Genomic DNA, 25,249 nt, shown 5'->3' with positions numbered 1-25,249 from the left:
CTGCTGCGCATTAAAGTCGCCGTTATACCCCGGCATTTCTGGGAATCAACGTCAACCCGCTTAATGAATTTGTCACGGTAGTGTTCTAAATTTGTCATGTTTGTCCCCTAAAATCGGCAGCACACAACCACTGCGGAGACGACCATGAACGCTCCCACTCAACTGCCAGACATCAGCGAGCAGGAACTGTACCGGATTGATGCTTACTGGCGAGCTTGCAACTATCTGGCGGCAGGTATGATCTACCTCCGCGACAACCCCCTTCTACGCGAGCCGCTGCAAATCGAACATATCAAGAACCGCCTACTCGGACACTGGGGCGCTAGCCCCGGCTTGGCTTTCGGCTACGTGCACATGAACCGCCTGATCAAAAAATATGACTTTAACGCCATTTTCATGGCGGGGCCAGGTCATGGTGCTCCTGGTGTGCTTGGCCCAATCTATTTGGAAGGAACCTACTCCGAAATTTACCCCAACAAGGGCGAGGATGAGGATGGCATCAAGCTGTTCTTCAAGGAGTTTTCCTTCCCCGGCGGTATCGGCAGCCACTGTACGCCGGAAACGCCAGGCTCCATCCACGAAGGCGGCGAGCTGGGTTACTCTATTTCGCACGCCTTCGGTGCTGCCTATGACAACCCAGACCTGATCGTCACCGTAATGGTCGGCGATGGTGAATCCGAGACCGCACCGTTGGCTACGTCATGGCATTCCAACAAGTTCCTCAATCCAGTCCGTGACGGCGCAGTGTTGCCGATCCTGCACCTCAACGGTTACAAGATCAACAACCCGACCATCTTGTCGCGCATCAGCCATGAGGAACTGGACAACCTGTTCAGAGGCTACGGCTGGACACCGCATTTTGTCGAGGGCAGTGACCCGCTGGCCATGCACGCCCGCATGGCTGAGGTGCTGGAGCAGTGTGTGCTGGAAATCCGTCGTATCCAGGCCGAAGCACGCACCAGCAACCATCCGGTTCGCCCGCGCTGGCCGATGATCGTGCTGCGTTCACCCAAGGGCTGGACTGGGCCGAAAGAAGTCAACGGCCACAAGGTGGAAGGCTTCTGGCGTGCCCATCAGGTTCCCATTGGCGACGTGCGCAGCAACCCGGAAAACCTGCACAAGTTGGAAGCCTGGCTGCGCAGCTACAAGCCGGAGGAACTGTTTGACCAGAATGGCTGCCTGATGCCTGAGTTGAAGGCTTTGGCCCCTAGGTACACCCGCCGCATGAGCGCCAATCCGCACGCCAATGGCGGTCTGTTGCGCAAGGCGTTGCGGATGCCGGATTTCCGCGATTATGCCGCCGATGTATCCGGCCCCGGCAAGACCAGCGCCGAGAATACCCGCCCGCTGGGTAAGCTGCTGCGTGACATTATGGCGCAGAACATGAATAACTTCCGTGTCTTCGGCCCGGACGAGAATAGTTCCAACAAGCTCGATAACGTCTACGAAGTGTCCAAAAAGACCTGGCTGGCCGACTTCCTGCCCGAGGACGCCGATGGCAGCGAACTGTCCCCGGATGGCCGGGTGATGGAGATGTTGTCCGAGCATACTCTGGAAGGCTGGCTGGAAGGCTACCTGCTGACCGGGCGGCATGGCTTCTTCTCCACCTACGAAGCCTTTGTCCACGTCATCGACTCCATGTTCAACCAGCACGCCAAATGGCTGGCCATGTCGAACGAAATTCCCTGGCGTGCGCCGGTGTCGTCGCTCAACCTGCTGATCACCTCGACCGTCTGGCGTCAGGATCACAATGGCTTCACCCACCAAGATCCGGGCTTCCTCGACGTGGTGGTGAACAAGTCGCCCAAGGTCACCCGTATATACCTGCCGCCTGATGTCAACACGCTGCTGTGCGTGGCTAACGACTGCCTGCAAAGCACTGATTTCATCAATGTCATTGTCTGCGACAAGCAGAAGCATTTGCAGTACCTGACGATGGAGCAGGCCATTAAACACTGCACCAAAGGTATTGGCATCTGGGACTGGGCCAGCAACGATGAGGGTTCGGAACCCGATATGGTGATGGTAGGCTGCGGCGATATTCCGACCAAGGAAGCGTTGGCTGCTACCGTACTGCTGCGTGAAAGCTTCCCGGACATCAAGATACGTTTCATCAACGTGGTTGACCTGTATAAGTTGACCCCAAGCAGCGAACACCCGCACGGTCTGTCGGACAAGGATTTTGACAGCCTGTTCACGATCGACCGGCCCATCATCTTCAACTTCCACGGCTATCCCTGGCTGATTCACCGTTTGGCTTACCGGCGCACCAACCACAAGAATTTGCACGTGCGTGGCTACAAGGAAAAGGGCAGCATCAACACGCCGCTGGAACTGGCAATCCAGAATGAGATTGACCGCTTTTCACTCGCCATTGATGTGATAGACCGTATCCCTAGGCTGCGGGTGGCTGGAGCCCATGTCAAGGAACGGCTGCGTGACAAGCAAATCGAATGCCGCCACTACGCCTATGAACACGGCGTCGATCTGCCCGAAGCCGACGGCTGGACTTGGCCGTACTGATTGTTGTTGCAATACCTTGCAGGGAGGGTGAGATGAACGCATCTGCCGAAAACAGCACCGAACACACGCGCACTGGCGGTTCTGTGGACTCACTGAAACGCGCCTTCACCGATAACCTGTTCTATGTCACTGGCCGAACGTTCAGGAAGGCGACGCCGATCGACCACTATACGGCGCTCGCCTACACGGTACGAGACCGTTTGCTCGAACGCTTTATCCACACCGCGCAGGACTATCGCCACCAGCGTGCCAAAACGGTTGCCTACCTGTCTGCCGAGTTCCTCACCGGCCCGCATCTTGGTAACAACATCCTCAACCTCGGCCTCTGGCCTAACCTTTCCCAAGCATTGACCGAGCTTGGCCTCGATCTTGACACCGTGCTTGACACCGAACAGGAGCCAGGGCTTGGCAATGGCGGCCTTGGACGGTTGGCAGCCTGTTTCATGGACTCGCTGGCGACGCTGGAGATTCCGGCGATCGGTTATGGCATCCGCTATGAATACGGTATCTTCGACCAGGAAATCCACGATGGCTGGCAGGTTGAGATCACCGATGCTTGGCTGCGCAATGGCAATCCATGGGAAATTCCCAACCTGCAACGTCGCTTTCCGGTACATTTCGGCGGTCATACCGAGCAATACGTCGATAAGCAGGGGCATCAGCGCACCCGCTGGCTACCTGAAACCACCATCCTCGGACTGGCTTACGACACGCCCATCCTCGGCTATGGCGTGCAGAATGTGAACCTGCTGCGGCTATGGAAGTCGGAGGCCCGCGAATCGTTCGACTTGCAGGCATTCAACCACGGCGACTATTACGGAGCCGTCAATGATATGGTGGTGGCGCAAAACCTCAGCAAGGTGTTGTACCCGAATGACGAGCCGGAAGTCGGCAAGGTGCTACGCCTGCGCCAGCAGTATTTCTTCGTGTCGTGTTCGTTACAGGACATGTTGCGCATTACGCTGCGTGACACCGACGGCCTTGACCATTTCCCGGACAAGTTTGCCGTCCAGCTCAACGATACCCATCCGGCGATTGCGATTGCCGAATTCATGCGCCTGCTGCTCGACGAATACCATGCTGACTGGAATCGTGCCTGGGCACTGACGCAGCGGAGCTTTGCTTACACCAACCATACGTTGCTACCGGAAGCACTCGAAACCTGGTCGCTGGATCTGTTCCGTCGCACCCTGCCACGCCATCTCGAAATCATCTACGAGATCAACAGCAGGTTCATGGACGAGGTGCGTATGACTTTCCTCGGCGACCAAGGACGCCTTGCGCGGATGTCCCTGATTGATGAGCGTGGCGACAAGGCTGTGCGTATGGCTAACCTGGCCTGTGTCGGTGCGATGGCCATCAACGGTGTTGCAGCGTTGCACACTGAGCTGCTAAAGACCACGGTGCTGAAGGATTTCCATGATATGTGGCCGGAAAAGTTCAGCAACAAGACCAATGGGGTCACACCGCGCCGCTTCCTGGCTCTGGCTAACCGGCCACTTGCTGCGCTGATTGAGGAAACGATCGACCATGGCTGGTTGCGTGACCTCAACGAGTTTAGCCGTCTCGAACCCTACATCGACGACGCAGCCTTCCGGCAGCGCTGGCGCGAGGTAAAACGCATCGCCAAGGTTAGCTTCGCTGCTTACCTGCGTGAGGTCACCGGTGTAACCGTTGACCCGGACAGCATGTTCGACGTGCAGGCCAAACGCATCCATGAATACAAACGCCAGCACCTGAATTTACTGCATGTCGTCAGCCACTACCTGCGTCTCAAGCAACAGCCTGATCTCGACACGCCGCCGCGCACCTTTATTTTCAGTGGCAAGGCTGCGCCGGGCTACCGTATGGCGAAGCTGGTCATCAAGCTGACTAACGCCATCGCCGATGTTGTCAACCGTGACCGCAAGGTCAACGATCGTCTGCGCGTAGTGTTTGTGCCCGATTTTAGTGTCAAGGTCGGCCAACGCCTGTACCCGGCTGCTGACCTGTCCGAACAGATTTCCACCGCTGGCAAGGAAGCTTCGGGTACGGGTAATATGAAGTTCTCGATGAATGGTGCATTGACCATTGGCACGCTGGATGGTGCCAACGTCGAAATCCGCAACGCGGTCGGCGAGGAAAATTTTTACCTGTTCGGGCTCAATGTCGACGAGGTTCAGCAGCGTTTTGCCGACGGTTACCACCCGCGCGATGTCATCCTGCAAACGCCGGAACTGCACGAGGCGCTGGACTTGATCGGTTCCGGTCTGTTCGCGCACGGTGACAAACAACTGTTTGCGCCCTTGCTCGACAACCTGTGGAACCATGACCCCTATTTGGTGTGTGCTGACTTCCATGCTTATCGGGAGTGTCAGGGGCGTGTTGCGAACGATTTCCGCGACGCCGAACTGTGGAGCCGGATGTCGATCCTTAATGTCGCACGCATTGGCTATTTTTCATCCGACCGTGCCATTCGGGAATACTGTCGCGACATCTGGAAGGTGCAACCGGTGTCAATCACCGTAAGTTGAGAGCATCTCAGGGTCGCTATTCACACCCCGCCACTATGCACCGTCGCGTAGTACAGCTTCTCCAGCTCATTTTTATGCTTGGTTTCTTCATTCGCAAGGTACAGGAACAGGTCGTGAATCGGCCCCGCTTCCGTGCCTTGTGCCAAGGCATGGTATTGCTCCATCGCCGCATGTTCGCGCCGTAAAGCATACTGTAACACCGCCTGATCATCCGGCTGTTCGCCAAGGTCGGGCAGGTGGATGCAGTCGGAAAACTTGTGGTCACTGGCAGGTCGTTCCACTTCGGCTTTGAGTTGCTGCTCCAGATCGTCACGCGCTGCCATTTGGGTAAACAGGTCGTAATGGCCTTGTTCCTCCGCCGCCAGTTCTTCCACCAGATAGCGGATACTTTTGTGTACCTTGGGGGTCAGGTCGGTGTAGAAATCGCGGGCAGTGCGTTCAAACTCGGTCGCCACTTCCAGGATTTCCTTGAGGGTGGTTTTGCTTTGCAGCCGTTGGATGCTGGCTTCGCTCATGCGGTTGCCTCCTGTGGGGTAAGGGCGCGGTGGATGCTGGTGGCGACGCGGTGTCCGTCGGCAACGGCGTTGATGACATCGGGGCCTTTGACGCAATCGCCTGCTGACCACAACCAGTTTTCCGAGGTGCGTCCGTTCGGGTCAATCTGGATGCGTCCACGGTTCCATTCCAGTTTTTCGGTGAGTGCCTCGCCGAGTAGGCTGACATCGGCCATTTGTCCGATGGCTTCGACGATCATTTCGCCTTCGTGGAGTTGCTCGTCTGTCGGGTCGTATTTTGGGGCGAAGCGGCGTTCCGCGTCGAATATCGACAAGACTTTCCAGGTTTTTAGGCCAAGCAGCTTGCCATTGTCGTCAATTACGCAGGCTTGGGGGCCACGGCTGTCGAGGATGTTGATTTGCTCTTCCAGCGATTCCTTGATTTCCACCGGATCGGCGAGGAAATGCGCCTTGTCTTCCAGTGCGGTCAGGGTCACGCGGATTTCACCGTAGTGCTGCATTTGCAGGCGTGCCATGCTGCGGGCAATGTCCATCGCCACGTTGCCGCCGCCGATCACGACCATGGATTTAGGTACGTCAATGGTTTCGCCAGCGGTAATCTGACGCAACAGGTCAACCGCTTTGCGCACTTGCGGATGGTCGGAGCCGGGGATGCGGGTGGAACGCCCTTGATGCAAGCCGATTGCCAGCACTACTGCGTCATAATCGGCTTCCAGTTGCTGCATGGCAATGTCCGTGCCTACCCGGTGGTTGTACTTAATCTCCACACCCATTGCGGTGATGACAGCAATATCTTTGTCCAGCGCGTCGTAAGGCAGGCGGTATTCGGGGATGCCGTAGCGCGTCATGCCGCCACCCGCTGCTTGTGCTTCATAGACCGTCACCGCGTGACCCAAACGGGCAAGGTCAAATGCCGCCGTCAGACCCGCAGGTCCCGCCCCAATAATAGCAACTTTCTTGCCTGTCGGTGCTGCCGGTTTGCCAATCAATTCAATGACTTTTTCCTGTGGTACTTGGTCAATGATGTGGCGTTTGAGCCAGCGGATGGCAATCGGATCGCCTTCGTGACGTGCGGCGCAGGAATCTTCGCAACGGTGAGTACACACCCGCCCGCACACTTGCGAAAACGGGTTGGTTGCGTACAGCAATTGCACGCCGCGTTCGTAATCGCCGTCCCGCACCGCCTTGATGTAGTCGGGAATCGCCATGTGTGCGGGGCAGGTGGCAATGCACAGCCCGCAAGACACGCAACGGTCAGCTTCCAGTTTGGCCTGTGCGATGCTGTAACCGTGGACGATTTCGACAAACGAATCCAGCCGCGCTTCCGGGTGTAGTTCCGGCATTTCCTCGCGTGCCACGGGCATCAGATGCTTTTCATCATGACGCTGGTAGCCGAGCTCGGCATTGTCCCAATATTTTTTGTCTACGCCGGGGGTAAAGCGGAACAGGTCGGGGTCGCTTTCCACCCATTTGTATTCATTGGACATGGTAAGCGAGCCGGTCATGCACACGTCCACACACAGCGCACACCAGCAGCAACGCCCGTAGTCGATACGCGGACGCAAGCCGGAATCGCCTTGCACTGCCGGAATTCCATCCACCGGCAGCATGTCAATCGCACCGTTTTGGCAAATAGTTTCGCAGGTTCCGCAACCGATGCACTTGTCCATGTCATTCTTGTGGAAGCCGCGATAACGCGCCGCACCGGGGCGTTCGTTGAGCGGGTCTTTGATCGTTACCGGGTCGCGGAACAGGTTTTTCCAAGCGGTAAACGGGGACAGTACGTCACTGATACTCATCGTTCGATCTCCGGCGGGTAGGTGTGCAGCGACACCAGCAAAGCGGCAACATCAGAAATATTGGCGTTGATGACCATGCGTTCAAACAGCGCAATCGAATGCGTGTAAGACGGCCCGCGCACATTCACCCTGCGCGGGTAGCCGCTGCCATCGGTAACGAGGTAATAACCGTATTCGCCGCGTGAACATTCGCCACGCACATAGGTTTCACCGCGCGGGATTTTCCAGTGCAACACATTGGGCAACTTGGTCATGACCGCACCCGTTTTGGGCATTTTCGCCAAGATCTGCCGAATCAGATCCAGCGACAGCAGCAAGTCACGGCGGCGTACATCCGCACGGGTGTAAATATCGGAATCCTTACCTGTTACTGCTTCAAAGTCGAGTTCGGGGTAGACCAGATAAGGCTGGTCTTTGCGCACGTCTTTGGCGACTCCGGCAGCGCGGGCATTCGGGCCGGTAATGCCGTAACTGTCCAGCCATGCGGTATCAATCACGCCTACGCCGACCGCGCGTTTCTTGAACACGGCATTGTGGAACATGACCCGATCGACATCCGCCAGCACACTTTCGATTTCGCGCAAGGTTTCTTCCATGCGCCCCGCAAACCCGTCTGGCAGGTTATCGCGCACCCCGCCGGGGATAATGAACATGTGGTAAATGCGTGCGCCGGTCAGTTCCTCGAAACGGTCGAGCATCAGGTCACGCACATACGTTGTCCATTGCCCGATCACGCCTTGCCCGAAGGCACCAGCTTGCCCGCCGAGGTACATCAGGTAGCTGTTGACGCGCCCCATTTCCAGAATCAGGGTACGGATCCAGTGCGCCAGTTCGGGGATTTCCAGCCCGGCGAGTTCTTCCACGGCGGCAGCGTAACAGTATTCGTTGAAATCGGGTTCAGGGACGCAAATACGGCACACAATCGGAAAGCACTGCATGAAGGTGCGGCGTTCCATCAGCTTTTCAAAGCCGCGATGCAAATAGCCGACGTGGGTGGTTGCGTCCACCACTTCGTCGCCGCACACGGTCAGTTCAATCGCCATATTGCCGGTAATGCCGGGGTGTTGCGGGCCTTGCCAAAGCTTCAGGTATTTGCCGGAAGTGAGGTCAATGTCCAGTGTGCCGTCGGCTTTTTTCTGCGGGTACTGGCTGCGGTCTAATTCAAACATCGCCTTTGTCCCCGTACAATTGTTGTTTCATGTGCGCTGCCGGGTCACGGGTTTCGCGCCCTGGGCGTTCGCGGTAAGTGGCGCGTGCGTATTCGAGGGTATCGAAATCACGGCGGTAGGGCGGGGCGGCGTTCCAGCCTTCCAGAATGAAATCGTCCATCAGGCGTGGGCTACCGGGGAAGTCGATGCCGAACATTTCGCGCAATTCGCGTTGGTAGGTTGCTGCCGCTGCCCACAGGTCGTGGATGCTTTCCATGCTGGCGTTATCGCGGGCAATCATCACCCGCAAGCCCAAATCCTGACACTTGGCTCGGTTGTTGAGCAGGTAAGTGAGCTGAAACTGCCCGTCTTCCAGCCAATCCACCGCCGTTAACAGCACCAGATGGGTGAAACCTTCCTGATCACGCAAATGCCGTAACAGGGCGTGCAGGCGTACCGCTCCCACGGTGATAAAGGCGAGGTCGGCGCGTTGCCGGGTGAATTCGCCCAGTGAGAAGCGTTGTGAGAGGGTGTCGTAAAGTTGCTGCATAATGCTCACCAGTTATAGTCCGGCATGTCCCAGTCGTGGATGACGCTTTTCTGGTTGGCTTTGTACCAGTCAAAGTTGGCGGCGTATTGGTTCGCGCCTTCGGCTTTGCCAGCGCGGATGATTTTTTTCAACTCTTCAAACCCTGCCAGCAAGGCTTCCGGGCGCGGCATACAGCCCGCGATATACACATCCACCGGCAAATAATCATCCAGCCGCTTGATGGTATTGTAGGAATCCCAGTACATGCCGCCGTTAATGGTGCAAGACCCCAGCCCCACCACGTATTTCGGCCCTTGCATCTGCTCGTAGGAGCGGATCACGCGCTTGAGGGTTTTCACCGATAAGTAGCCAGAAATCACAAACAGGTTGGACTGGCGCGGTGTAGGCCGCCACTGAATGCCATAACGGTAAGCGTCGAAACGCGGTGTCATTAGCGGGCGCATTTCGATGGCTCCGCAACCCGTGCCAAAGCCCAGAATCCACAGCGATTCGGAACGCGCCCAGTTGAACAGCTTTTCAATAATCGCGGTGTACGCAGGCGGTTGCACCGTGGGACCTGCTTCGCAGTAATAATCGCGCAGCGGGTCAATTTCGATTTCCTGACCATCCGGCGTTTTAACGATGCGTTTGAGTAATTCTTCTTTCATGTCATTACACCAGTACCACGGCGAGGATGCCCAATGGCACTGCCCAGATTAAAAACCAGCGGATCGACTGTTCCACCCGGAAACGCGGGAACACCACGCCGACAAACGCCGACACCATGTAAATCAGGAATACCTTGAGGAAAAATTCCGGCCAGCTTCCCGCCCCGCCAAAGAACAGGTTCATGTATACCACGATCTTGGCGACCGGGAACAATGCCCGGTTGGTCTGCATCATCGCCAGAAACGAGGAATGGTATTCGGTCGGCGGGCCAATGGGGATTTCCTGCGGCGCAAGTACCACATCAAACGGTGGGCGCATCATCGAACCAAGGAACGACATCATTGCTGCCGCGACTGCTAATGGATTGGTAAATAATGTCCAGTGCAACACCCCACCTTGTTGTGCCGCTACAATCTCGGTCACAGAAAGCGTTTGGTATTGCAAGGCCACCGCAAACACCGCCAGCGCAAACGGCAATTCCGCCGCTGTCATCTGCGACAAGCCACGGGTAATGCCTATAGCGGAATAAGGATGCCCGCTTTCCGCCGCGCCCAATGCCATGCCCAGCGTGCCAAAGAACACAAAATACAGTGCGAGAATCAAATCGCCTGCAAACGAAAAGTTGGCAAACATCTCCGACCCGTAAATGCTCGGTACAAACAGCAACAAGCCCACCCCGCCGGACAGCCGGAACACCGGCCCCAGATAGAACATCACCCCGTGAGTAATGGAGGTACGCAGCGCATAGTTCTTCAGCATATCAATGTAATTCTGCCAAATGGGGATGCCATGCCGCCGCCCCACCCGTGCGCCGATTTTTTGCACCAAAGCCGTCATTAGCAAGCCGTAGTTGATGACAATAAACAATGTCAGCAACGCCCACGGGATTCTCATCCATTCAAATTCCATCACAAGCCCCCCATCCACAACAGGTAGACGATAATCACAAAGGCGAGCAGGTGAATGGCGTAAGTCTGCCCATTCCCGGTATACATCCGCCGTAAAATATCTGCCGCCGAATGCAGCAATTCCGTGAGGGTTTCCCAAAAAATTGTTACCAGCGGCTGGGTCAAAAAGCCCAATGCCTTGCGGTACGGCGCGAAGAAGTTCCAGGCAAAATGGGTGGTTTCCGGGCGGAACGGGCGTTCACCGGCAAACACGATATTGAACTGCTTCACCGGCTGCGCCCTGCGGTTGACGAACAGCAACCAGGCAAACAGCGTGGCAAAAATCACCCCGATCACCAGCATGATCGACACCGGACTCCAGTAACCGAATTCGCTGGTAATGGTCAACCCTGCCCAATCCAGCCCGCTTTGCCCGCCAAAGAACGGCGCAAGGTAAGCATCCACATGCCGCAACGCCATGCCCGGAACCAGCGCGAACACCAACAAGGCAACCACAAAAATCATCTGCGGCAACACAATCCAGAACGGTGCTTCTTTCACGGTGCGCAATTCATCCTTCAACTGCCCCAGGAAAATGGTGTGAATCAATCGGAACAGGTACAGGAACGCAATTGGCCCCGCGAGGAAAATAATCACCATCGGCAAACGGTATTCCGCCGTCATAATCGCATTGTAGAAAATCCAGCGTCCGCCAAACCCGGAAAGCGGCGGCACACCCGACACCGCAATAATCCCGATCATAGTGGCAATGAACGACAGTGGCATCAGCGTAATCAAGCCGCCCATGCGGTACATATCACGTGTGCCGGTACGTTTAGCAACCCCGCCCACTGACAGGAACAGCATCGACTTGTAAATGTAATGGTTAATGACAAACATCAACGCCATCAGCCAGCCGAGATGGTTCATCATTGCCAGCCCAAACAGCGCGTAACCCATCTGCCCGATGGAAGAATAAGCCAGCAAGCGTTTCGCATCTTCTTGGAAAATTGCTAGCAAGTTCCCAATCAGTGCCGAAATTGCCCCAATCCACAGCATTACGTGGGTGAGTTCCACCCCGTACAATTGCTGCTTGCCCATCGTCATTAGCAACACGAACAGCCCGAACAGCCCCGCTTTCAGCAAGATACCAGACACCAGCGGCGACACATCGGTTTCTGCCTCGGCATGTGCGCCGGGCAACCAGATATGCACACCCACCGCCGCCGTTTTGGTCATGAAACCAATCGCCAGCAGCGCAAATACCCACGGTGCAAACGGTTCTGCCACCTGTGCCAACGCCGCGATTTTAAAGTCCGGCACACCTTGAGCTGCCAGTGCAAACCCCGCCAGCATAAGGAATGCCCCGCCCAGCGAGAACACAATGTACGACAGCGCGTGTGGTTCAGAATGCTTGCCGCGCAGGATCAGGAAATACGAACCCACCGTCAGCAATTCCCACGCCGCAAAAAACGCAAACGAGGTTTTGGCTTCAATCAACATCGCCAAGCCTGCAAACATCAGCATTGCCGCCGGATAAAATCCCACCCGCCGTTGCTGCGTCTGGAAACTTGCCAGCAAAATAATCGCGCCACCCGGCAACATCACCGCCGCAAAAATCAATTGCAGCGCATCGTAACTGGGGTAATGCAGGTAAAACCAACCGACCAGCCCAGCAACCGCCAACCCGTTTTTGAGCTTGGCTGGCAACCAGTCCAGCGGCAAAAACAGCAGCGCAAACAGCAAGGGGATGGCTTGCAACAGATTGCCTTGCCCGGAAAGTTCGCCCCACAGATAAGCTAATAACCACGCAACTACCACTGCACTCAAGGCAACATCTTCCTTGATGGCTTGCAGCAATAAACCCGTTTGTGGCTGTTCACGTTTAAGCACGTAACCAAACCAGCGGAACAAATACGCCGCTTCCAGCAATGCCCCGAATAGGATCAGCCCCAACAACCACAATTGCCCGTTTGCGGCCAGTGCGTGCGCCAGCTCCCACTTGGCATAAAAGCCGGGGAAGGGCGGCAAACCCACCAACAAGGCAATAAAGGTGACAAATGCAAACACCAGCACCGGATGCCCGCGCAACGCTGCCCAGTCCCCCAAGCCCCGCGCTGCCACCAACCCGGAAAGCCAGAATAAGCCCGCTTTGGCAACCGCATGAGCCAGCAAGATACCGCCTGCTACAAAATAATACTGTTCCCCCAGCAAATCGCGCTGCCCAATCACGGTCAGGATCAGCCCCACCTGTGCTATCGAGGAATAGCCCAGCAACCGCCGGTCATTGTCTTGCACCAAGGCAAAAATATTGGCAACCACAAAGGTTACAATCCCGATGGCACTTGCCAGTGGCAACCATTGCGCCCCGCCAATCAGCAACAGCTTATCCGCCGCGTATACGGTTGCTGCCCCGGTTGCTGCCGAAAACAGTGCCGCAAACGCAGGGTGTGCCGATTCATAAATGTCCAGCCCCCAACCGTTGGCAGGGAAGGGTTTCAACTCTGCCAGCACCGCCATCAACATCAGGAAAAACGCCAACGCCCCGCCTTTGAACAGGTCGACTTGCGCCGCTGCCATGCCGTCGATATTGAGTGTGCCGGTGGCGTGGTAGGCAAACACCATCCCCACCAGCATCAGGATGGAGACCAGTTGCGACACGATCAGGTATTTTAAACCAGCTCCCAATGCCCGCCGATCTGCTGACAGCAGCACCAGCCCACCGGTAGAAATCACTACCAGTTCCATGAATACAAACAGGTTGAACAGGTCACGGGTGAAAATTACCCCGCAGGTGGCCATCACGAAAATCAGCAACACCGCCATTGCCCGCCGTCCCTGCTTGAACAGGGTATCGCGCATGTACAGCGCGGCGTGCAAACCCGTCAACGCCATCAGTAAGGCCAGTGACGCTTCCGCCAGCCCGACCCGGAAATTGATCGCAAACGGTGGTTGGGTTCCTGCGGTGAAGATTTCAACCGGCGCAGCCCCTTGCAGCGCAAACGCCCACAGCCAGCTTCCGGCAATCCAGCCCATGAGCGCGAGTGCGAGGAGGGTTACGCCATAGGCTGCCCGCTGCCATTTTTCCGGCAACAGGCCGAGCAGGAACGCTGCCCCCAGCCCGACGGCAATGATGTAGAGTGGGCTTACCATTTCAAATCCCTGCATTTGGAAATATCGAGCGTGCCTTTTTCTTCGTACAACTTGTAGGCATACGTCAGCATCAAGGCTGTTACCCCCAGCCCAATCACGATGGCGGTCAGCACCAACGCTTGCGGCAAGGGGTCAATAATGCGGGTGACGGCATCCGCCATCGGTACGGCTTCATCCAGAATCGGCGCAGTGCGCCCGCGCATATACCCCACCGCTACCAGCACCAGATTCACGCCGGTATTGGCGACGCTGAACGAGACAATGATCCGCAGGATATTGCGGTTGGTGAGTGCGCCATACAGCCCCATCAGGATGAGGATGAAGCCTGTTGCCATTGCGATCCAGTCCATTACGATTGCTCCGTTTCTGCCAGATGGGTCAGCATGGAAGTGAATTCAGCCCCGACCTTGAGGCCGATAAAGCTGTAAATGATGGGCATGACACCCGCTGAAAACAGTGTGCCGAACGCGCCGTTGGGCAGCACCCGGCTATCGAGGAAACCGCCTGCATACACCAGCCCCAGCACCCCCAGCCCGATAAAAAACAACCCGGATACTGATTCCATGACCGCGATCAGGCGGTGACTAAAGCGTTTCAGCGGATCTGTCAGTAACAACAGCAACGCCGCCGATGCCACAATTGCCCCGCCCTGAAAACCGCCGCCGGGGGTCAGATGCCCGTTGACGAACACATACACGCCCAGCAATAAAATCAGCGGCACTAACAAGCGACTACCCGTGGTCAGCAGTTCCCCCGCCGCTGGTAACTGGCGTTGCAATGCGCGGTGTTTACGTCCACGCGCCAACACCATCCCAATAATGGTGGCGGTCAAAAACAGCACCGTGACTTCCCCCAGCGTATCCAGTCCCCGGTAAGTGACCACAATCGCGGTGACGATATTGGCAGCACCCAAATCCTGCGCGGTGTGTTCCGCGTAGTAACGCGCTGTCAGGTTGAGTTCCTCGCTTGGCGTATAGCCCAGCAACAGGTCAGCAAAAATTGCCCCCAAGCCCAGCAACAGCAGGAAAACCGCAAAACGTCGGATCATGATTGACCTCCGCGCACGCGCCCTAGCACAAAGAAAAACAGGAAGGTGGTCAAGCCGCTGCCAATCGCCGCTTCCGTCATTGCCACATCAGGGGCAGCGAGAAACAGGAACAGCACCGAGGCAAACAGGCTCACCAGCCCTGCCGCCAACATCGCGGTGGCAATCCGGGTGGCGCGAATCGTTAGCCATGCCACGCCAATCATGGCAACCGCCAGCAATACGCCGATGCTCAGTAATACGGTATTCATGCTTTACCCTCCCGGTCTTCTGCCAGCCGGTCAATCTTGGTCAATGGGGTTTTTTGCGCTCCGCGTCGGTGGGCAGTGTTCGCCAACACCTGAGCAGAAACCGGATTGGTGAAGATCAGGAATACCCCAATCAGCAATAGTTTCCAGCCCCATGCGGGTTGCAAACAAGCAGCCCCGGCAAGGGTTAACAAGGTTCCTAACGTGGTGGTTTTTGTGCCTGCCTGAATGCGGTTGAAAACGTCCGGCATCCGCAGCAGCCCAAGGCTGCCGAACAGCAGAAAGGCCGCGCCGCCGACCAGCAGCAAGCCCCCGATAATGTCGATTAGCAGTCCCATCAGAACCTGCCCTCCAGATAGCGGGCAATGGCGATTACCCCCAAGAATGACAACAGCGCGTAGACCAACGCTGCATCCAGATAAACGCCCCGGTTTTCCACCAACGCCACCAGCACGATGAAGGTAATCGCAATCACCGTCAGCACATCAAACGCAACCACCCGGTCTACCCGCGATGGCCCGCGCACAAACCGCGCCAGTGCCAGCAGGAATGCCAGCCCGGCAAGCGTTCCGGCAATGGCAATCAACACCTCAACCATACATCACCTCAAGGTAAGACTCGAACCCGCTGACAATTTCCGCCGTGGCTGCCTCAATATCCGTTGCACCCACGGTGACGCAGTGTATGTACAGCCATTCACCCGCCATCTCGACGGTCAGCGTTCCCGGTGTCAGCGTAATGGAATTCGCCAGCATCAGCCGCCCCATGCGACTTTTCAGCCGGGTGCGCACTTTAACGATACCCGGCGTAATCGGGAGTGAGGGCGACAACACAATGGCAGCCATTTTCAGATTGGACTTGAACAGTTCCCGCAAGAAGTAGCCGTAGTAACGGAAGCCCGCCACGAACGCTTGCGGGGTGAAACGGAATTCGGTGAAGAACGACAGGCCATCGCGGTAGAGCAGGGCGATGATCAATGATGCGACTGCGCCGACGATGAGGACATCAGTGTCCAGCTTGCCGCTTAGCATTAGCCAGAATAACATCAGGGTCGCAAACAGGATGACGGTATCGCGCACCGTGGATTTGCCCTTGCTCATGATGGCTCATTCTCCCTACAACTGTGGTTCAGTGTCTAAGTATCTTTATTAGGGTTTGATTATGTTCTTACTGCGCTCAGGTATAAATGGGGGCGTTGGGGTTTATGCGAGTCTCCTGACATAAAGCAAGGTTTACCCTAAGTCTGCTTGGGGTGTTGCACTGCATCAGATACAATCGGCAACACCCTTTTCACCAGGCAGGCGTAAATGGTGCTTTAGTTGCTGCACTGCATCCGCTACAATCGCCCGCATTCAGTAAACACTGGCAGGAGAGTGTTGCACACCGCAAGGTTGCCGCAACCGCCGAAGGCGCAATTCCGCCCGGAAACGCTCAGGCAAAAGGACTGGCAGTACTAGATCTGACTCTGGAGAGCAGTGCGGACGCACTCACCGAAGGGTAGTAACTTGATTGCCTCTTCCTCCCTGCCCCCCTTGCGGGGGAAGGGTCGGGGAAGGGGGGTAAATTGAGGAATCTCTCAGGTAAACGGACAGAGGGGCGGCAAGCTTAGCGGCTTGCCGCCCTTTTTTTGTGCCTGTTAAACTGGAAGAATCCTAATGCAACGTACTGCACTTTACGCCAAGCACCTTGAATCCGGTGCGAAAATGGTCGATTTCGCGGGCTGGGAAATGCCCATTCACTACGGCTCACAACTGCAAGAACACCACCAAGTCCGCAACGACGCGGGCATGTTTGACGTGTCGCACATGGTCATCCTCGACCTCGTGGGGGCGCAATCCAAAGCCTTTTTGCACTACCTGCTCGCCAATAACGTTGATAAGCTGAAAGAGTCCGGCAAAGCCTTGTATAGCTGCATGTTGACCCCCGAAGGCACGGTGATTGACGATTTGATCGTGTATTTCATCACCGACACCCAATGGCGCATCGTCGTTAACGCAGGCACACGCGACAAAGATATTGCGTGGATGCAACAACAAATCGCCACTTTCGATGCAACTCTGACCGAACGTGACGACCTTTCCATGATCGCAGCACAAGGTCCCAATGCACGTGCCAAAGTGCTGGGCATTATGCCAGCGGACGAAGTTGCCATCGTTGAACCGCTGAAAGCTTTCTACGGTGCATTCGTCAACGACTGGTTCATTGCCCGTACTGGCTACACCGGCGAAGACGGCTTTGAAATGATGTTCCCCAACGAACAAGCCCACAAAGTGTGGGATGCGCTGTTAGTCGCTGGTATCAAACCCATCGGCTTGGGCGCACGCGATACCTTGCGTTTGGAAGCAGGCATGAACCTTTACGGCACGGACATGGACGAAACTACTTCCCCATTAGTGTCAGGTTTGGGCTGGACAATCGGCTGGCAGCCAGCAGACCGTAACTTTATTGGGCGCAGCGCGTTGGAAGCACAGAAAGCCGCAGGAATCCCGCAAAAATTCGTCGGTCTGGTGCTGGAAGGCAAGGGCGTATTGCGCAGCCACATGAAAGTTATTTGTGAAGGCGGTGATGGCGAAACCACTAGTGGTACTTTTTCGCCTACACTCGGCGTAGCAATTGCGTTGGCGCGGGTTCCAGCAAGCTGTGGCGACACCTGTGAGGTGGATATTCGCGGCAAATTGCACCCGGCAAAAGTGGTGAAGCCGGTGTTCGCACGCAATGGCAAATCTGTTTTAAATTAAGTTTTTAGGAGTTATTTTATGAGCAATGTTCCATCCGATTTGAAATACACCAAATCCCACGAGTGGGTACGTGACAACGGCGACGGCACAGTGACTGTTGGCATTACTGACCATGCGCAAGAGTTGCTGGGTGACTTGGTACACGTTGATTTACCTGAAGTTGGCACAGAATTTGGTGCAGAAGACGGTTGTGCGGTAGCGGAATCGGTCAAGGCAGCATCTGACATTTACGCGCCAGTTCCCGGTGTGATTATCGAGAGCAATGAAGCGGTGCAAGATTCACCGGAACTGATCAATTCTGACCCTTACGGCGACGGTTGGCTGTTCGTCATGCGCGTGGATGACGAAGACGCGCTGGGCGAACTGCTGGATGCTGAAAGCTACAAAGCGGAATGTGACGAGTAATTTTTAAGAACCCCCCATCCTAACCTTCCCCCGCAAGGGGGGAAGGAACAAGAAGCACTCCCTTCTTCCATCTTGCTCCCTTCACCCCTTGCGGGGGAAGGGTTGGGGATGGGGGGTAAGAACACAGCAGGTAACAATTAAATGACAACCTTGTACGAACTTGAACAACACGATGATTTTATTGCCCGCCACATTGGCCCCAACGCGGCGGATACAGCGGCGATGCTGCAAACCGTGGGCGCGGAATCGCTGGATGCGCTGATTGATAGCACTGTGCCTGCGAGCATCCGTCTGCCAGCACCGTTGGCGATGGATGCCAGCCGTTCCGAAGCCGAAACGCTGGCTTACCTGAAAACACTGGCGGCACAAAACACGGTTGCTAAGTCGTACATCGGCATGGGGTATTACGACACCATCGTACCCCCCGTCATTTTGCGCAATGTGCTGGAAAACCCCGGTTGGTACACCGCGTATACGCCGTATCAGCCGGAAATTTCCCAAGGGCGGCTGGAAGGCTTGCTCAATTACCAGCAAATGGTCACGGATTTGACGGGCATGGACATTGCCAATGCCTCGTTGTTGGATGAAGCGACGGCGGCGGCAGAAGCAATGACGTTGTGCAAGCGTTCCAACAAGCTCAAATCGGACAAATTCTTTGTGGGTGATGATGTGCATCCGCAAACCATCGACGTGCTGAAAACCCGTGCGGAATTCTTCGGCTTTGAACTGGTGATCGGCAACCCGTATAGCGAGTTGGCACAGCACGAAGTCTTCGGGGCAATGTTGCAGTACCCCGGTACTACCGGCGAAGTCGGCGATCTGGAAGCTTTGATCAAACAGGCGCACGCGCAAAAAGCCTTGGTGTGTGTGGCTTCCGATCTGATGGCGTTGGTGATGTTGAAAGCACCGGGCGAAATAATGGGCGCGGATGTTGTGGTTGGTAACTCACAGCGTTTTGGCGTACCGATGGGTTTCGGTGGCCCTCATGCGGCGTTTTTTGCGGTGAAGGATGCGTTTAAGCGCACCATGCCGGGGCGGGTGATCGGGGTTTCCATCGACAGTCACGGCAAGCAGGCGTTGCGCATGGCGATGCAAACCCGTGAACAGCATATCCGTCGTGAGAAGGCGACTTCCAATATTTGTACGGCGCAGGCGTTGCTGGCGAATATGGCAGGGTTTTATGCGGTGTATCACGGCGCGGCTGGGCTGAAGACGATTGCAGGGCGGATTCATCGTCTCACCAGCATTCTGGCGAAGGGTTTACAGCAGAAGGGTGTCCAACTGCTGAATGATACGTGGTTTGATACGCTGACGGTCGTCAAATCTTCCTCTCTTGCTCCCTTCACCCCTTGCGGGGGAAGGGCTGGGGATGGGGGGGATTCTTCATCCTGCATCAATTTCCGCCATTTCCCTGATGGCAATATCGGTATCAGCATTGACGAGCGCAAAACCCGTGCGGACATTGCTGAGCTGTTCGATGTGCTGCTGGGTGCTGGGCATGGTTTGGATGTGGAGGCACTGGATGCTGCGGTTGTCGCGGAAGGTTTCAGCGGGATTCCGTCCGGCTACCAGCGTACCAGCGAGTTCCTGACGCATCCGGTGTTTAATTCGCATCATTCGGAATCGGAGATGTTGCGGTATTTGAAGCGGTTGGAGAATAAGGATTTCTCGTTGGCGCATGGGATGATTCCGCTGGGGTCTTGCACCATGAAGTTGAATGCGACTACGGAAATGCTGCCGGTTACTTGGTCAGAATTTGCGGATATTCACCCGTTTGCGCCGCAGGAGCAGACCGTGGGTTATCGCGCCATGATCAAGGAGTTGGAGGATTGGTTGGTGGAAATCACTGGCTATGATGCAATTTCGATGCAGCCGAATTCGGGGGCGCAGGGCGAATACGCGGGTCTGGTGGCGATCCGTCGTTATCAGGCGAGTATTGGGCAGGGGCATCGGGATGTGTGTTTGATTCCGAGTTCGGCGCATGGCACGAATCCGGCTTCGGCGGCGATGGTGAGCCTGAAGGTGGTGGTGGTCGAGTGCGACGCGAACGGTAACGTGGATGTGGCGGATTTGCGTGCCAAGGCGGAAAAACACGCCGACGACCTGTCATGCTTGATGGTGACTTATCCGTCTACGCACGGGGTGTTTGAGCAGGACATCGTGGAAATTTGCGACATTGTGCATCAGTTCGGTGGGCAGGTGTACATGGATGGCGCGAACATGAACGCGCAAGTGGGCTTGTCGAAACCGGGCAAGATGGGGTCGGATGTGTCGCATTTGAACTTGCACAAGACCTTTGCGATTCCGCACGGCGGCGGTGGCCCTGGCATGGGGCCGATTGGGGTGAAGGCGCACCTTGCTCCGTTCTTGTCCAGCCATGCGGTGACTCCGCCGGATGGGATTGCGCTGGGGAATAGTGCGGTGTCGGCTGCGCCGTATGGGAGTGGGGCGATCCTGCCGATTTCGTGGGCGTACATCAAATTGATGGGCGCGGCGGGTTTGCAGCGGGCGACCGAGATGGCGATTTTGAACGCCAATTACATCATGCAACGCTTGGCTGAGCATTATCCGGTGCTGTTCCGGGGGGCGAATGGGCGGGTGGCGCATGAATGTATCATCGACATTCGTCCGTTGAAGGCGGCTTCGGGGATTGATGAGTCCGACATCGCTAAACGCTTGATGGATTACGGTTTCCACGCGCCTACCATGTCGTTTCCGGTAGCGGGTACGCTGATGATCGAGCCGACTGAATCCGAGCCGAAAGAGGAGCTTGACCGTTTTTGCGATGCGATGATTGCGATTCGGGAAGAGATTCGCAAGGTGCAGGAGGGCGTGTGGCCTGCGGACAATAATCCGCTGGTGAATGCGCCGCATACGCTGGATGATTTGGTGAATGCTTGGGAACGCCCTTACAGCCAGACCGAGGCGGTGTTCCCGCAGGGTGTCAGCCCGACGGCGAAGTATTGGCCTACCGTGAACCGGATTGATAATGTGTATGGGGATCGGAATTTGGTGTGTTCTTGTCCGAGTGTGGATAGTTATCGGTAGATTCTTGTTCAATAGGCCGTTGATCCTGTTGGGTTTGCGGCCTTGCTCTTAAATTCTTGTCTCTTGATTTTCAAAGGGTTGCATACTTTTTGAAAGTGTCCTGTGCCGCAAAAGTGCTAACTTGATGCACTGTCCTTTTTTACTTGACCGTTGAATTAGTTCATTCTATGCTGAAATCATCATCACCGATGACGTTAAGTATAATTTATCTACCAAACGATTTAGGAAAAAGCTGAAAAATCATGAATTTATCTGAAGATACACGACGCACTGAACTATGGGGGCAATTATCACGGGTAGTTGATCTTAGATCCAGCCAAGATCAAGTTTTATGGAGTATTTTTGGGTTTTTTGGTGCTACAAATGCCGTTCTTTTATCTGCCATGTTTGCCAGTGGTGACTTTCCAAAAAATTTATGGATACAGATTGTCCTAGTTGTGGCTGGCTGTGGTGTCTCCATAGTTTGGCACTTTATCCAATTGCGTGCTCTTGGTCATATTAAACGACATGAAGCTCTTATGGCATCAATTGAACTTGCTTTGCAAGTACAACCAGACTTAGCAATAAGTGGACAAATCAACCAATCATTAGTACGTGAACATGTTGGGAAAGGAATTCCTGCCCGTGTTTTAATAGCTGGCTTCGGCTGGGGTGCTCTAGCACTTTGGTTGTCAGTAGGAGCAGTATGCATTGCTCATAATTTGGGATATATATAGTTATATTCAAATGCTTAATGGATGCCTAGCGACGGATACGTCTTTAAAATTATTAGGAGCGTGTCCCGATTTTTTTCGTTTCTGTTGCATGTAGGTTGATCAGGCGTTGCTTGCCGAAATATGGTAAAACTATTGCTATTCTGTTGCTTAACGCCTTGTCAGGCTATGCGGAGGTTTTATCATGGAACGTGCTTACGAAGAAGTCATTGATTTCATTGCTGGTGGCACGACACCCGGCAAAATTATTGCATTCCGCCCGTCCGAAGCATCCAAGGCACGGGTGAGTGAACTAATCTACAAATCCAAAAATGCTAGTATTTCTTCCGAAGAAAAGGATGAACTTAGCCACTACATGCAATTGGAACACCTGATGCGCTTGGCAAAAGCCCGCGCTCAGCGTTATGTCGTGCAATGAGTTCGACTTACATCAGTGCAGACTTGCGCCGCTTGGTCACAGCGCGGGCAGGTAATACCTGTGAATATTGCCGGATTCATGAGGACGATACGTTTTTTGGTTGTCACATTGACCATGTAATCAGCGAAAAGCACGGCGGCTTGACGACTGAAGGGAATTTAGCCGTTGCTTGTTCTCCCTGTAATTTGTACAAGGGCAGTGACGTTGGTTCTGTGACAACAGCCGGTGTGTTCACACGCTTTTTTCATCCGCGTACCGATGATTGGCATGAGCATTTCGTATTGGTGGGGGCGGTGCTGGAAGCCCGTACAGCAATTGGCGAAGTCACCGCCCGCATCCTTCAATTCAATACGCCTGAGCGCACCTTGGAACGGCAAGCACTGCTTGAAGTTGGGCGATACTCTGTTGATGTTAAACGGTGAATGTGTATTTTAGATGACCACGGTATTCCTGTCAGGCTCAATCACCATTACCCGTTTGAACAACGTCATACTGGCACGCTTGCAAAATATCATTGATAAACAGTTTGCTATTGTGGTGGGCGATGCCAACGGCGCAGACAAGGCATTGCAAAAACACCTGACGACCTTGCAATACCCACACGTCACGGTATTTTGTGCCGGAAATGTTTGCCGCAATAATCTGGGTAACTGGCCTGTGAAACATATCAGTGTGGATGCCAATATAACCGGACGCGCCTTTTACACCCAAAAAGATAAAGCAATGGCGCAGCTTGCCGATTACGGTTTTGTGCTATGGGATGGCAAAAGCCCCGGTTCATTCAATAATGTGCTGGCGTTTTTGAAACAGCGCAAAAAAGCCTTGGTCTATTTCGCACCCGATAGCGCATTTTATCCCGTTTCCAGCGTAGACGATGCCCGCACCTTATTGGACAAATGCGACCCCGCAGCCGTAGCGGAAATAGACAAAAAGATCAAACTGACAGCCACCTTGCAAACATTGGATGGTATGGCACAAAACACCCTCAGCTTTGCCGCACCATCGCCGGATGAGCGCAAACAGCGTTATTATCAGGCAACCCGCAACCACAATTACCGCGCCAGTTTACGGCTGGAAGGGCTATCCTTACCGGATGACATTGCCGCTTTGCCCTTGCCAACAACGGCGCAAGGCATGGCAACCCTGATCCAGCAAACCAAAGATCGCTATGCACAGCAAGCATGAGATAGCCGAAGACCCCGCCTGTTACAGCGGCACAAGCACGCTGGTCAACAAGCTGGGCTTGCAGGACAGCCGCACCTTGGCAGAGGCGGAAGCGGTGTTGAGCTACCTACGCGCTGAATCCTTCGATACGCGCTTACAGGTATTTGATTTGCCAGCCTTGCAAGCCATTCACCACCACCTGTTTCAAGACCTGTACCTGTGGGCAGGCGAGTTGCGTTCCACTGACCTCAGCAAGGGCAATACCCGCTTTTGTGCCGCCGCTTACATTGCAACCGAAGCCAACAAACTGCTGGGCAAACTGGCAGAGGAAAACTGGCTGGTCGGTGTGCCACTATCCGCCTTTGTGGAACGGCTGGCACATTACTACTGCGAACTGAACGTGATTCACCCCTTCCGCGAAGGTAACGGACGGACGCAACGCCTGTTTTTTGATTTGCTGGCAATCAACGCCGGATTCGGGCTGGATTGGGCAAAGGTCGAGTGTAGCGAGTGGGTAGAGGCGAATATTGCGGGGTATGCGGGTGACTTGCCGCCGTTACAAGCCTTGTTTGAACGAATTGTGGTGTCTGTGTAAACTGTTGAATGTTACGCATGAAAAAAGGTACTTAGCATGATTTCTAATGAATTGGGAAAGGTACTACACGACAAAGCCACTCGCGGTATGACCCTATCCGCTGAGGAGCAGGTACAGTTGCAAACTTGGTACGACGAACAGGACGCAGAGGAAGCTGCGATGTATGCCGCCGTTCCAGAAGTAACAGGTGTTGCCAGACTTCAGGCGCAGATTGATGCCACGTTGACGCAACTGATGAGCATGACTCGCCGTATTCAAGAGGTAATGCTCGAAAACAAGGCATTGCGTCAAGAAATTGAAGGCTTGCGCAGCCAACTGATCGCTTCTATTCCGCTGCAAAAAGCCGTATGACCATAACGGCAGATATTCGTCAGCAAGTACACCAACGGGCAGGCTGTGCTTGTGAATTTTGTGGTGTTACGGAAGAGAGTGCCGCCAGCGAGTTGACGATTGATCACTACCAGCCACAGGCGAAAGGTGGCAACGACAACCTTGAGAATTTGGTCTATAGCTGTCCGAAATGTAACAATTTCAAATCAGATTATTGGCCTGTCGATGACCAGCCTGCTTTGTGGAATCCCCGTGTTGATCCGGCAACATTGCACTTCATTGAAGCAGAGGATGGCTTGTTGTATCCCCTTACTGCTACGGGTCGGTTGACGGTTGACGGTTGAACGTTTACGCCTAAACAGACCGCAGTTGGTGAATAACCGTCGGCAACGTGCCGAACGTGCTAAGGAACTGATGTTATTGCAACGTGCCAATGAGATGGTTTTGTTGCTTGAAAACACGAATAGAGAAATGTCGTTACTGATGGATGAGCAGCGTACCTTATTGAAAGAACAGCGGGATTTGCTGCGTCTGTTATTGCGCAGAAGATAGGCGGTTATGGGCGGGTGGCACACGAATGTATCATTGACATTCGTCCTTTGAAGGCGGCTTCGGGGATTGATGAGTCGGACATCGCTAAACGCTTGATGGATTACGGTTTCCACGCGCCTACCATGTCGTTTCCGGTGGCGGGTACGCTGATGATCGAGCCGACCGAATCCGAGCCAAAAGAGGAGCTTGACCGTTTCTGCGATGCGATGATTGCGATTCGGGAAGAGATTCGTAAGGTGCAGGAGGGCGTGTGGCCT

Annotated in this window: 26 protein-coding genes, 1 pseudogene and 1 riboswitch; of the genes and pseudogenes, 14 read left to right on the top strand and 13 right to left on the bottom strand. The window is 54.8% G+C overall.

Features of this window, described 5'->3' with window-relative positions:
* The first annotated feature begins 144 nt into the window (after window positions 1-144).
* Window positions 145-2,523, top strand: a complete 2,379-nt coding sequence (locus tag BLV87_RS15915) for a phosphoketolase family protein (protein WP_093070262.1) — start codon at window positions 145-147, stop codon at window positions 2,521-2,523.
* Window positions 2,524-2,555: 32 nt separating this feature from the next.
* The gene (locus tag BLV87_RS15910) at window positions 2,556-5,036 is read left to right on the top strand and encodes a glycogen/starch/alpha-glucan phosphorylase (protein WP_093070260.1); all 2,481 of its coding nucleotides are present in this window, start codon (window positions 2,556-2,558) and stop codon (window positions 5,034-5,036) included.
* Window positions 5,037-5,056: 20 nt separating this feature from the next.
* Here the strand turns inward: BLV87_RS15910 and BLV87_RS15905 are convergent, their stop codons facing one another.
* Genes BLV87_RS15905 through BLV87_RS15845 form a run of 13 tightly spaced genes read right to left on the bottom strand, consistent with a single transcriptional unit; the run spans window position 5,057 to window position 16,129 of the window.
* Window positions 5,057-5,551 carry a ferritin family protein gene (locus BLV87_RS15905; protein WP_093070259.1) on the bottom strand — a complete coding sequence of 165 codons (495 nt, stop codon included), beginning with the start codon at window positions 5,549-5,551 and terminating at the stop codon, window positions 5,057-5,059.
* Entirely contained in the window at window positions 5,548-7,350 is a 1,803-nt protein-coding gene (locus BLV87_RS15900; RefSeq protein ID WP_093070257.1) for an FAD-dependent oxidoreductase, read from the bottom strand. The genes BLV87_RS15905 and BLV87_RS15900 overlap by 4 nt, the downstream gene beginning before the upstream one ends.
* Window positions 7,347-8,519, bottom strand: coding sequence for an NADH-quinone oxidoreductase subunit D-related protein (locus BLV87_RS15895; protein WP_093070255.1), 1,173 nt, complete (start codon window positions 8,517-8,519; stop codon window positions 7,347-7,349). Before BLV87_RS15895 ends, BLV87_RS15900 begins: the two co-directional genes overlap by 4 nt.
* On the bottom strand, window positions 8,512-9,048 hold the full coding sequence (locus BLV87_RS15890; protein WP_093070254.1) for an NADH-quinone oxidoreductase subunit C: 537 nt from the start codon (window positions 9,046-9,048) through the stop codon (window positions 8,512-8,514). Before BLV87_RS15890 ends, BLV87_RS15895 begins: the two co-directional genes overlap by 8 nt.
* A gap of 5 nt (window positions 9,049-9,053) precedes the next feature.
* Window positions 9,054-9,695, bottom strand: coding sequence for a NuoB/complex I 20 kDa subunit family protein (locus BLV87_RS15885; RefSeq protein ID WP_093070252.1), 642 nt, complete (start codon window positions 9,693-9,695; stop codon window positions 9,054-9,056).
* Window positions 9,696-9,699: 4 nt separating this feature from the next.
* On the bottom strand, window positions 9,700-10,605 hold the full coding sequence (locus tag BLV87_RS15880; protein WP_093070250.1) for a respiratory chain complex I subunit 1 family protein: 906 nt from the start codon (window positions 10,603-10,605) through the stop codon (window positions 9,700-9,702).
* On the bottom strand, window positions 10,605-13,736 hold the full coding sequence (locus BLV87_RS15875; protein WP_093070249.1) for a proton-conducting transporter transmembrane domain-containing protein: 3,132 nt from the start codon (window positions 13,734-13,736) through the stop codon (window positions 10,605-10,607). The genes BLV87_RS15880 and BLV87_RS15875 overlap by 1 nt, the downstream gene beginning before the upstream one ends.
* On the bottom strand, window positions 13,730-14,086 hold the full coding sequence (locus BLV87_RS15870; RefSeq protein WP_093070247.1) for a sodium:proton antiporter: 357 nt from the start codon (window positions 14,084-14,086) through the stop codon (window positions 13,730-13,732). Before BLV87_RS15870 ends, BLV87_RS15875 begins: the two co-directional genes overlap by 7 nt.
* The gene (gene mbhE / locus BLV87_RS15865) at window positions 14,086-14,784 is read right to left on the bottom strand and encodes a hydrogen gas-evolving membrane-bound hydrogenase subunit E (RefSeq protein WP_093070246.1); all 699 of its coding nucleotides are present in this window, start codon (window positions 14,782-14,784) and stop codon (window positions 14,086-14,088) included. Before mbhE ends, BLV87_RS15870 begins: the two co-directional genes overlap by 1 nt.
* Complete coding sequence (locus BLV87_RS15860) at window positions 14,781-15,032, bottom strand: hydrogenase subunit MbhD domain-containing protein (RefSeq protein WP_093070244.1); 252 nt, start codon at window positions 15,030-15,032, stop codon at window positions 14,781-14,783. The genes mbhE and BLV87_RS15860 overlap by 4 nt, the downstream gene beginning before the upstream one ends.
* Window positions 15,029-15,367: a monovalent cation/H(+) antiporter subunit G gene (mnhG, locus tag BLV87_RS15855; protein WP_093070243.1), complete on the bottom strand. Its 339-nt coding sequence runs from the start codon at window positions 15,365-15,367 to the stop codon at window positions 15,029-15,031. The genes BLV87_RS15860 and mnhG overlap by 4 nt, the downstream gene beginning before the upstream one ends.
* The gene (locus tag BLV87_RS15850; RefSeq protein ID WP_093070241.1) at window positions 15,367-15,627 is read right to left on the bottom strand and encodes an MrpF/PhaF family protein; all 261 of its coding nucleotides are present in this window, start codon (window positions 15,625-15,627) and stop codon (window positions 15,367-15,369) included. The genes mnhG and BLV87_RS15850 overlap by 1 nt, the downstream gene beginning before the upstream one ends.
* The gene (locus tag BLV87_RS15845; RefSeq protein ID WP_245707056.1) at window positions 15,620-16,129 is read right to left on the bottom strand and encodes a Na+/H+ antiporter subunit E; all 510 of its coding nucleotides are present in this window, start codon (window positions 16,127-16,129) and stop codon (window positions 15,620-15,622) included. Before BLV87_RS15845 ends, BLV87_RS15850 begins: the two co-directional genes overlap by 8 nt.
* A gap of 256 nt (window positions 16,130-16,385) precedes the next feature.
* A riboswitch (glycine riboswitch) is annotated at window positions 16,386-16,486 on the top strand.
* Between the two features lie 198 nt (window positions 16,487-16,684).
* On the opposite strand from BLV87_RS15845, the gene gcvT reads away from it, so the two are divergent.
* From gcvT to BLV87_RS15785, 12 genes and pseudogenes are all read left to right on the top strand, one after another.
* Entirely contained in the window at window positions 16,685-17,767 is a 1,083-nt protein-coding gene (gene gcvT, locus BLV87_RS15840; RefSeq protein WP_093070237.1) for a glycine cleavage system aminomethyltransferase GcvT, read from the top strand.
* 18 nt (window positions 17,768-17,785) lie between these two features.
* A complete protein-coding gene (gene gcvH, locus BLV87_RS15835; RefSeq protein ID WP_093070235.1) occupies window positions 17,786-18,172 on the top strand; it encodes a glycine cleavage system protein GcvH in 387 nt (128 codons plus the stop codon).
* 141 nt (window positions 18,173-18,313) lie between these two features.
* Window positions 18,314-21,220, top strand: coding sequence for an aminomethyl-transferring glycine dehydrogenase (gene gcvP, locus BLV87_RS15830; RefSeq protein ID WP_093070233.1), 2,907 nt, complete (start codon window positions 18,314-18,316; stop codon window positions 21,218-21,220).
* 242 nt (window positions 21,221-21,462) lie between these two features.
* A complete protein-coding gene (locus tag BLV87_RS15825; RefSeq protein WP_093070231.1) occupies window positions 21,463-21,936 on the top strand; it encodes a hypothetical protein in 474 nt (157 codons plus the stop codon).
* A gap of 181 nt (window positions 21,937-22,117) precedes the next feature.
* Window positions 22,118-22,351: a hypothetical protein gene (locus BLV87_RS15820; RefSeq protein ID WP_093070229.1), complete on the top strand. Its 234-nt coding sequence runs from the start codon at window positions 22,118-22,120 to the stop codon at window positions 22,349-22,351.
* Window positions 22,348-22,773 (top strand): HNH endonuclease, encoded by a 426-nt coding sequence (locus BLV87_RS15815; protein WP_093070226.1) that lies wholly within the window; start codon window positions 22,348-22,350, stop codon window positions 22,771-22,773. Before BLV87_RS15820 ends, BLV87_RS15815 begins: the two co-directional genes overlap by 4 nt.
* Window positions 22,774-22,786: 13 nt before the next feature.
* Complete coding sequence (locus BLV87_RS15810; protein ID WP_093070224.1) at window positions 22,787-23,536, top strand: YhfG family protein; 750 nt, start codon at window positions 22,787-22,789, stop codon at window positions 23,534-23,536.
* On the top strand, window positions 23,520-24,110 hold the full coding sequence (locus BLV87_RS15805) for a putative adenosine monophosphate-protein transferase Fic (RefSeq protein ID WP_093070222.1): 591 nt from the start codon (window positions 23,520-23,522) through the stop codon (window positions 24,108-24,110). Before BLV87_RS15810 ends, BLV87_RS15805 begins: the two co-directional genes overlap by 17 nt.
* Before the next feature lie 36 nt (window positions 24,111-24,146).
* Window positions 24,147-24,461, top strand: coding sequence for a hypothetical protein (locus BLV87_RS15800; RefSeq protein WP_093070220.1), 315 nt, complete (start codon window positions 24,147-24,149; stop codon window positions 24,459-24,461).
* Window positions 24,458-24,784, top strand: a complete 327-nt coding sequence (locus BLV87_RS15795) for an HNH endonuclease (RefSeq protein WP_093070218.1) — start codon at window positions 24,458-24,460, stop codon at window positions 24,782-24,784. The genes BLV87_RS15800 and BLV87_RS15795 overlap by 4 nt, the downstream gene beginning before the upstream one ends.
* Window positions 24,785-24,809: 25 nt before the next feature.
* Window positions 24,810-24,992, top strand: coding sequence for a hypothetical protein (locus tag BLV87_RS15790; RefSeq protein ID WP_139282206.1), 183 nt, complete (start codon window positions 24,810-24,812; stop codon window positions 24,990-24,992).
* A gap of 14 nt (window positions 24,993-25,006) precedes the next feature.
* Window positions 25,007-25,249, top strand: a pseudogene (locus tag BLV87_RS15785) (aminomethyl-transferring glycine dehydrogenase subunit GcvPB); the annotation flags it as partial.

Source organism: Thiothrix caldifontis (assembly GCF_900107695.1).
Classification (GTDB): domain Bacteria; phylum Pseudomonadota; class Gammaproteobacteria; order Thiotrichales; family Thiotrichaceae; genus Thiothrix; species Thiothrix caldifontis.
Note: the sequence above shows the minus strand (reverse complement) of the source record. Positions and strands in the feature narration are given on the sequence as shown.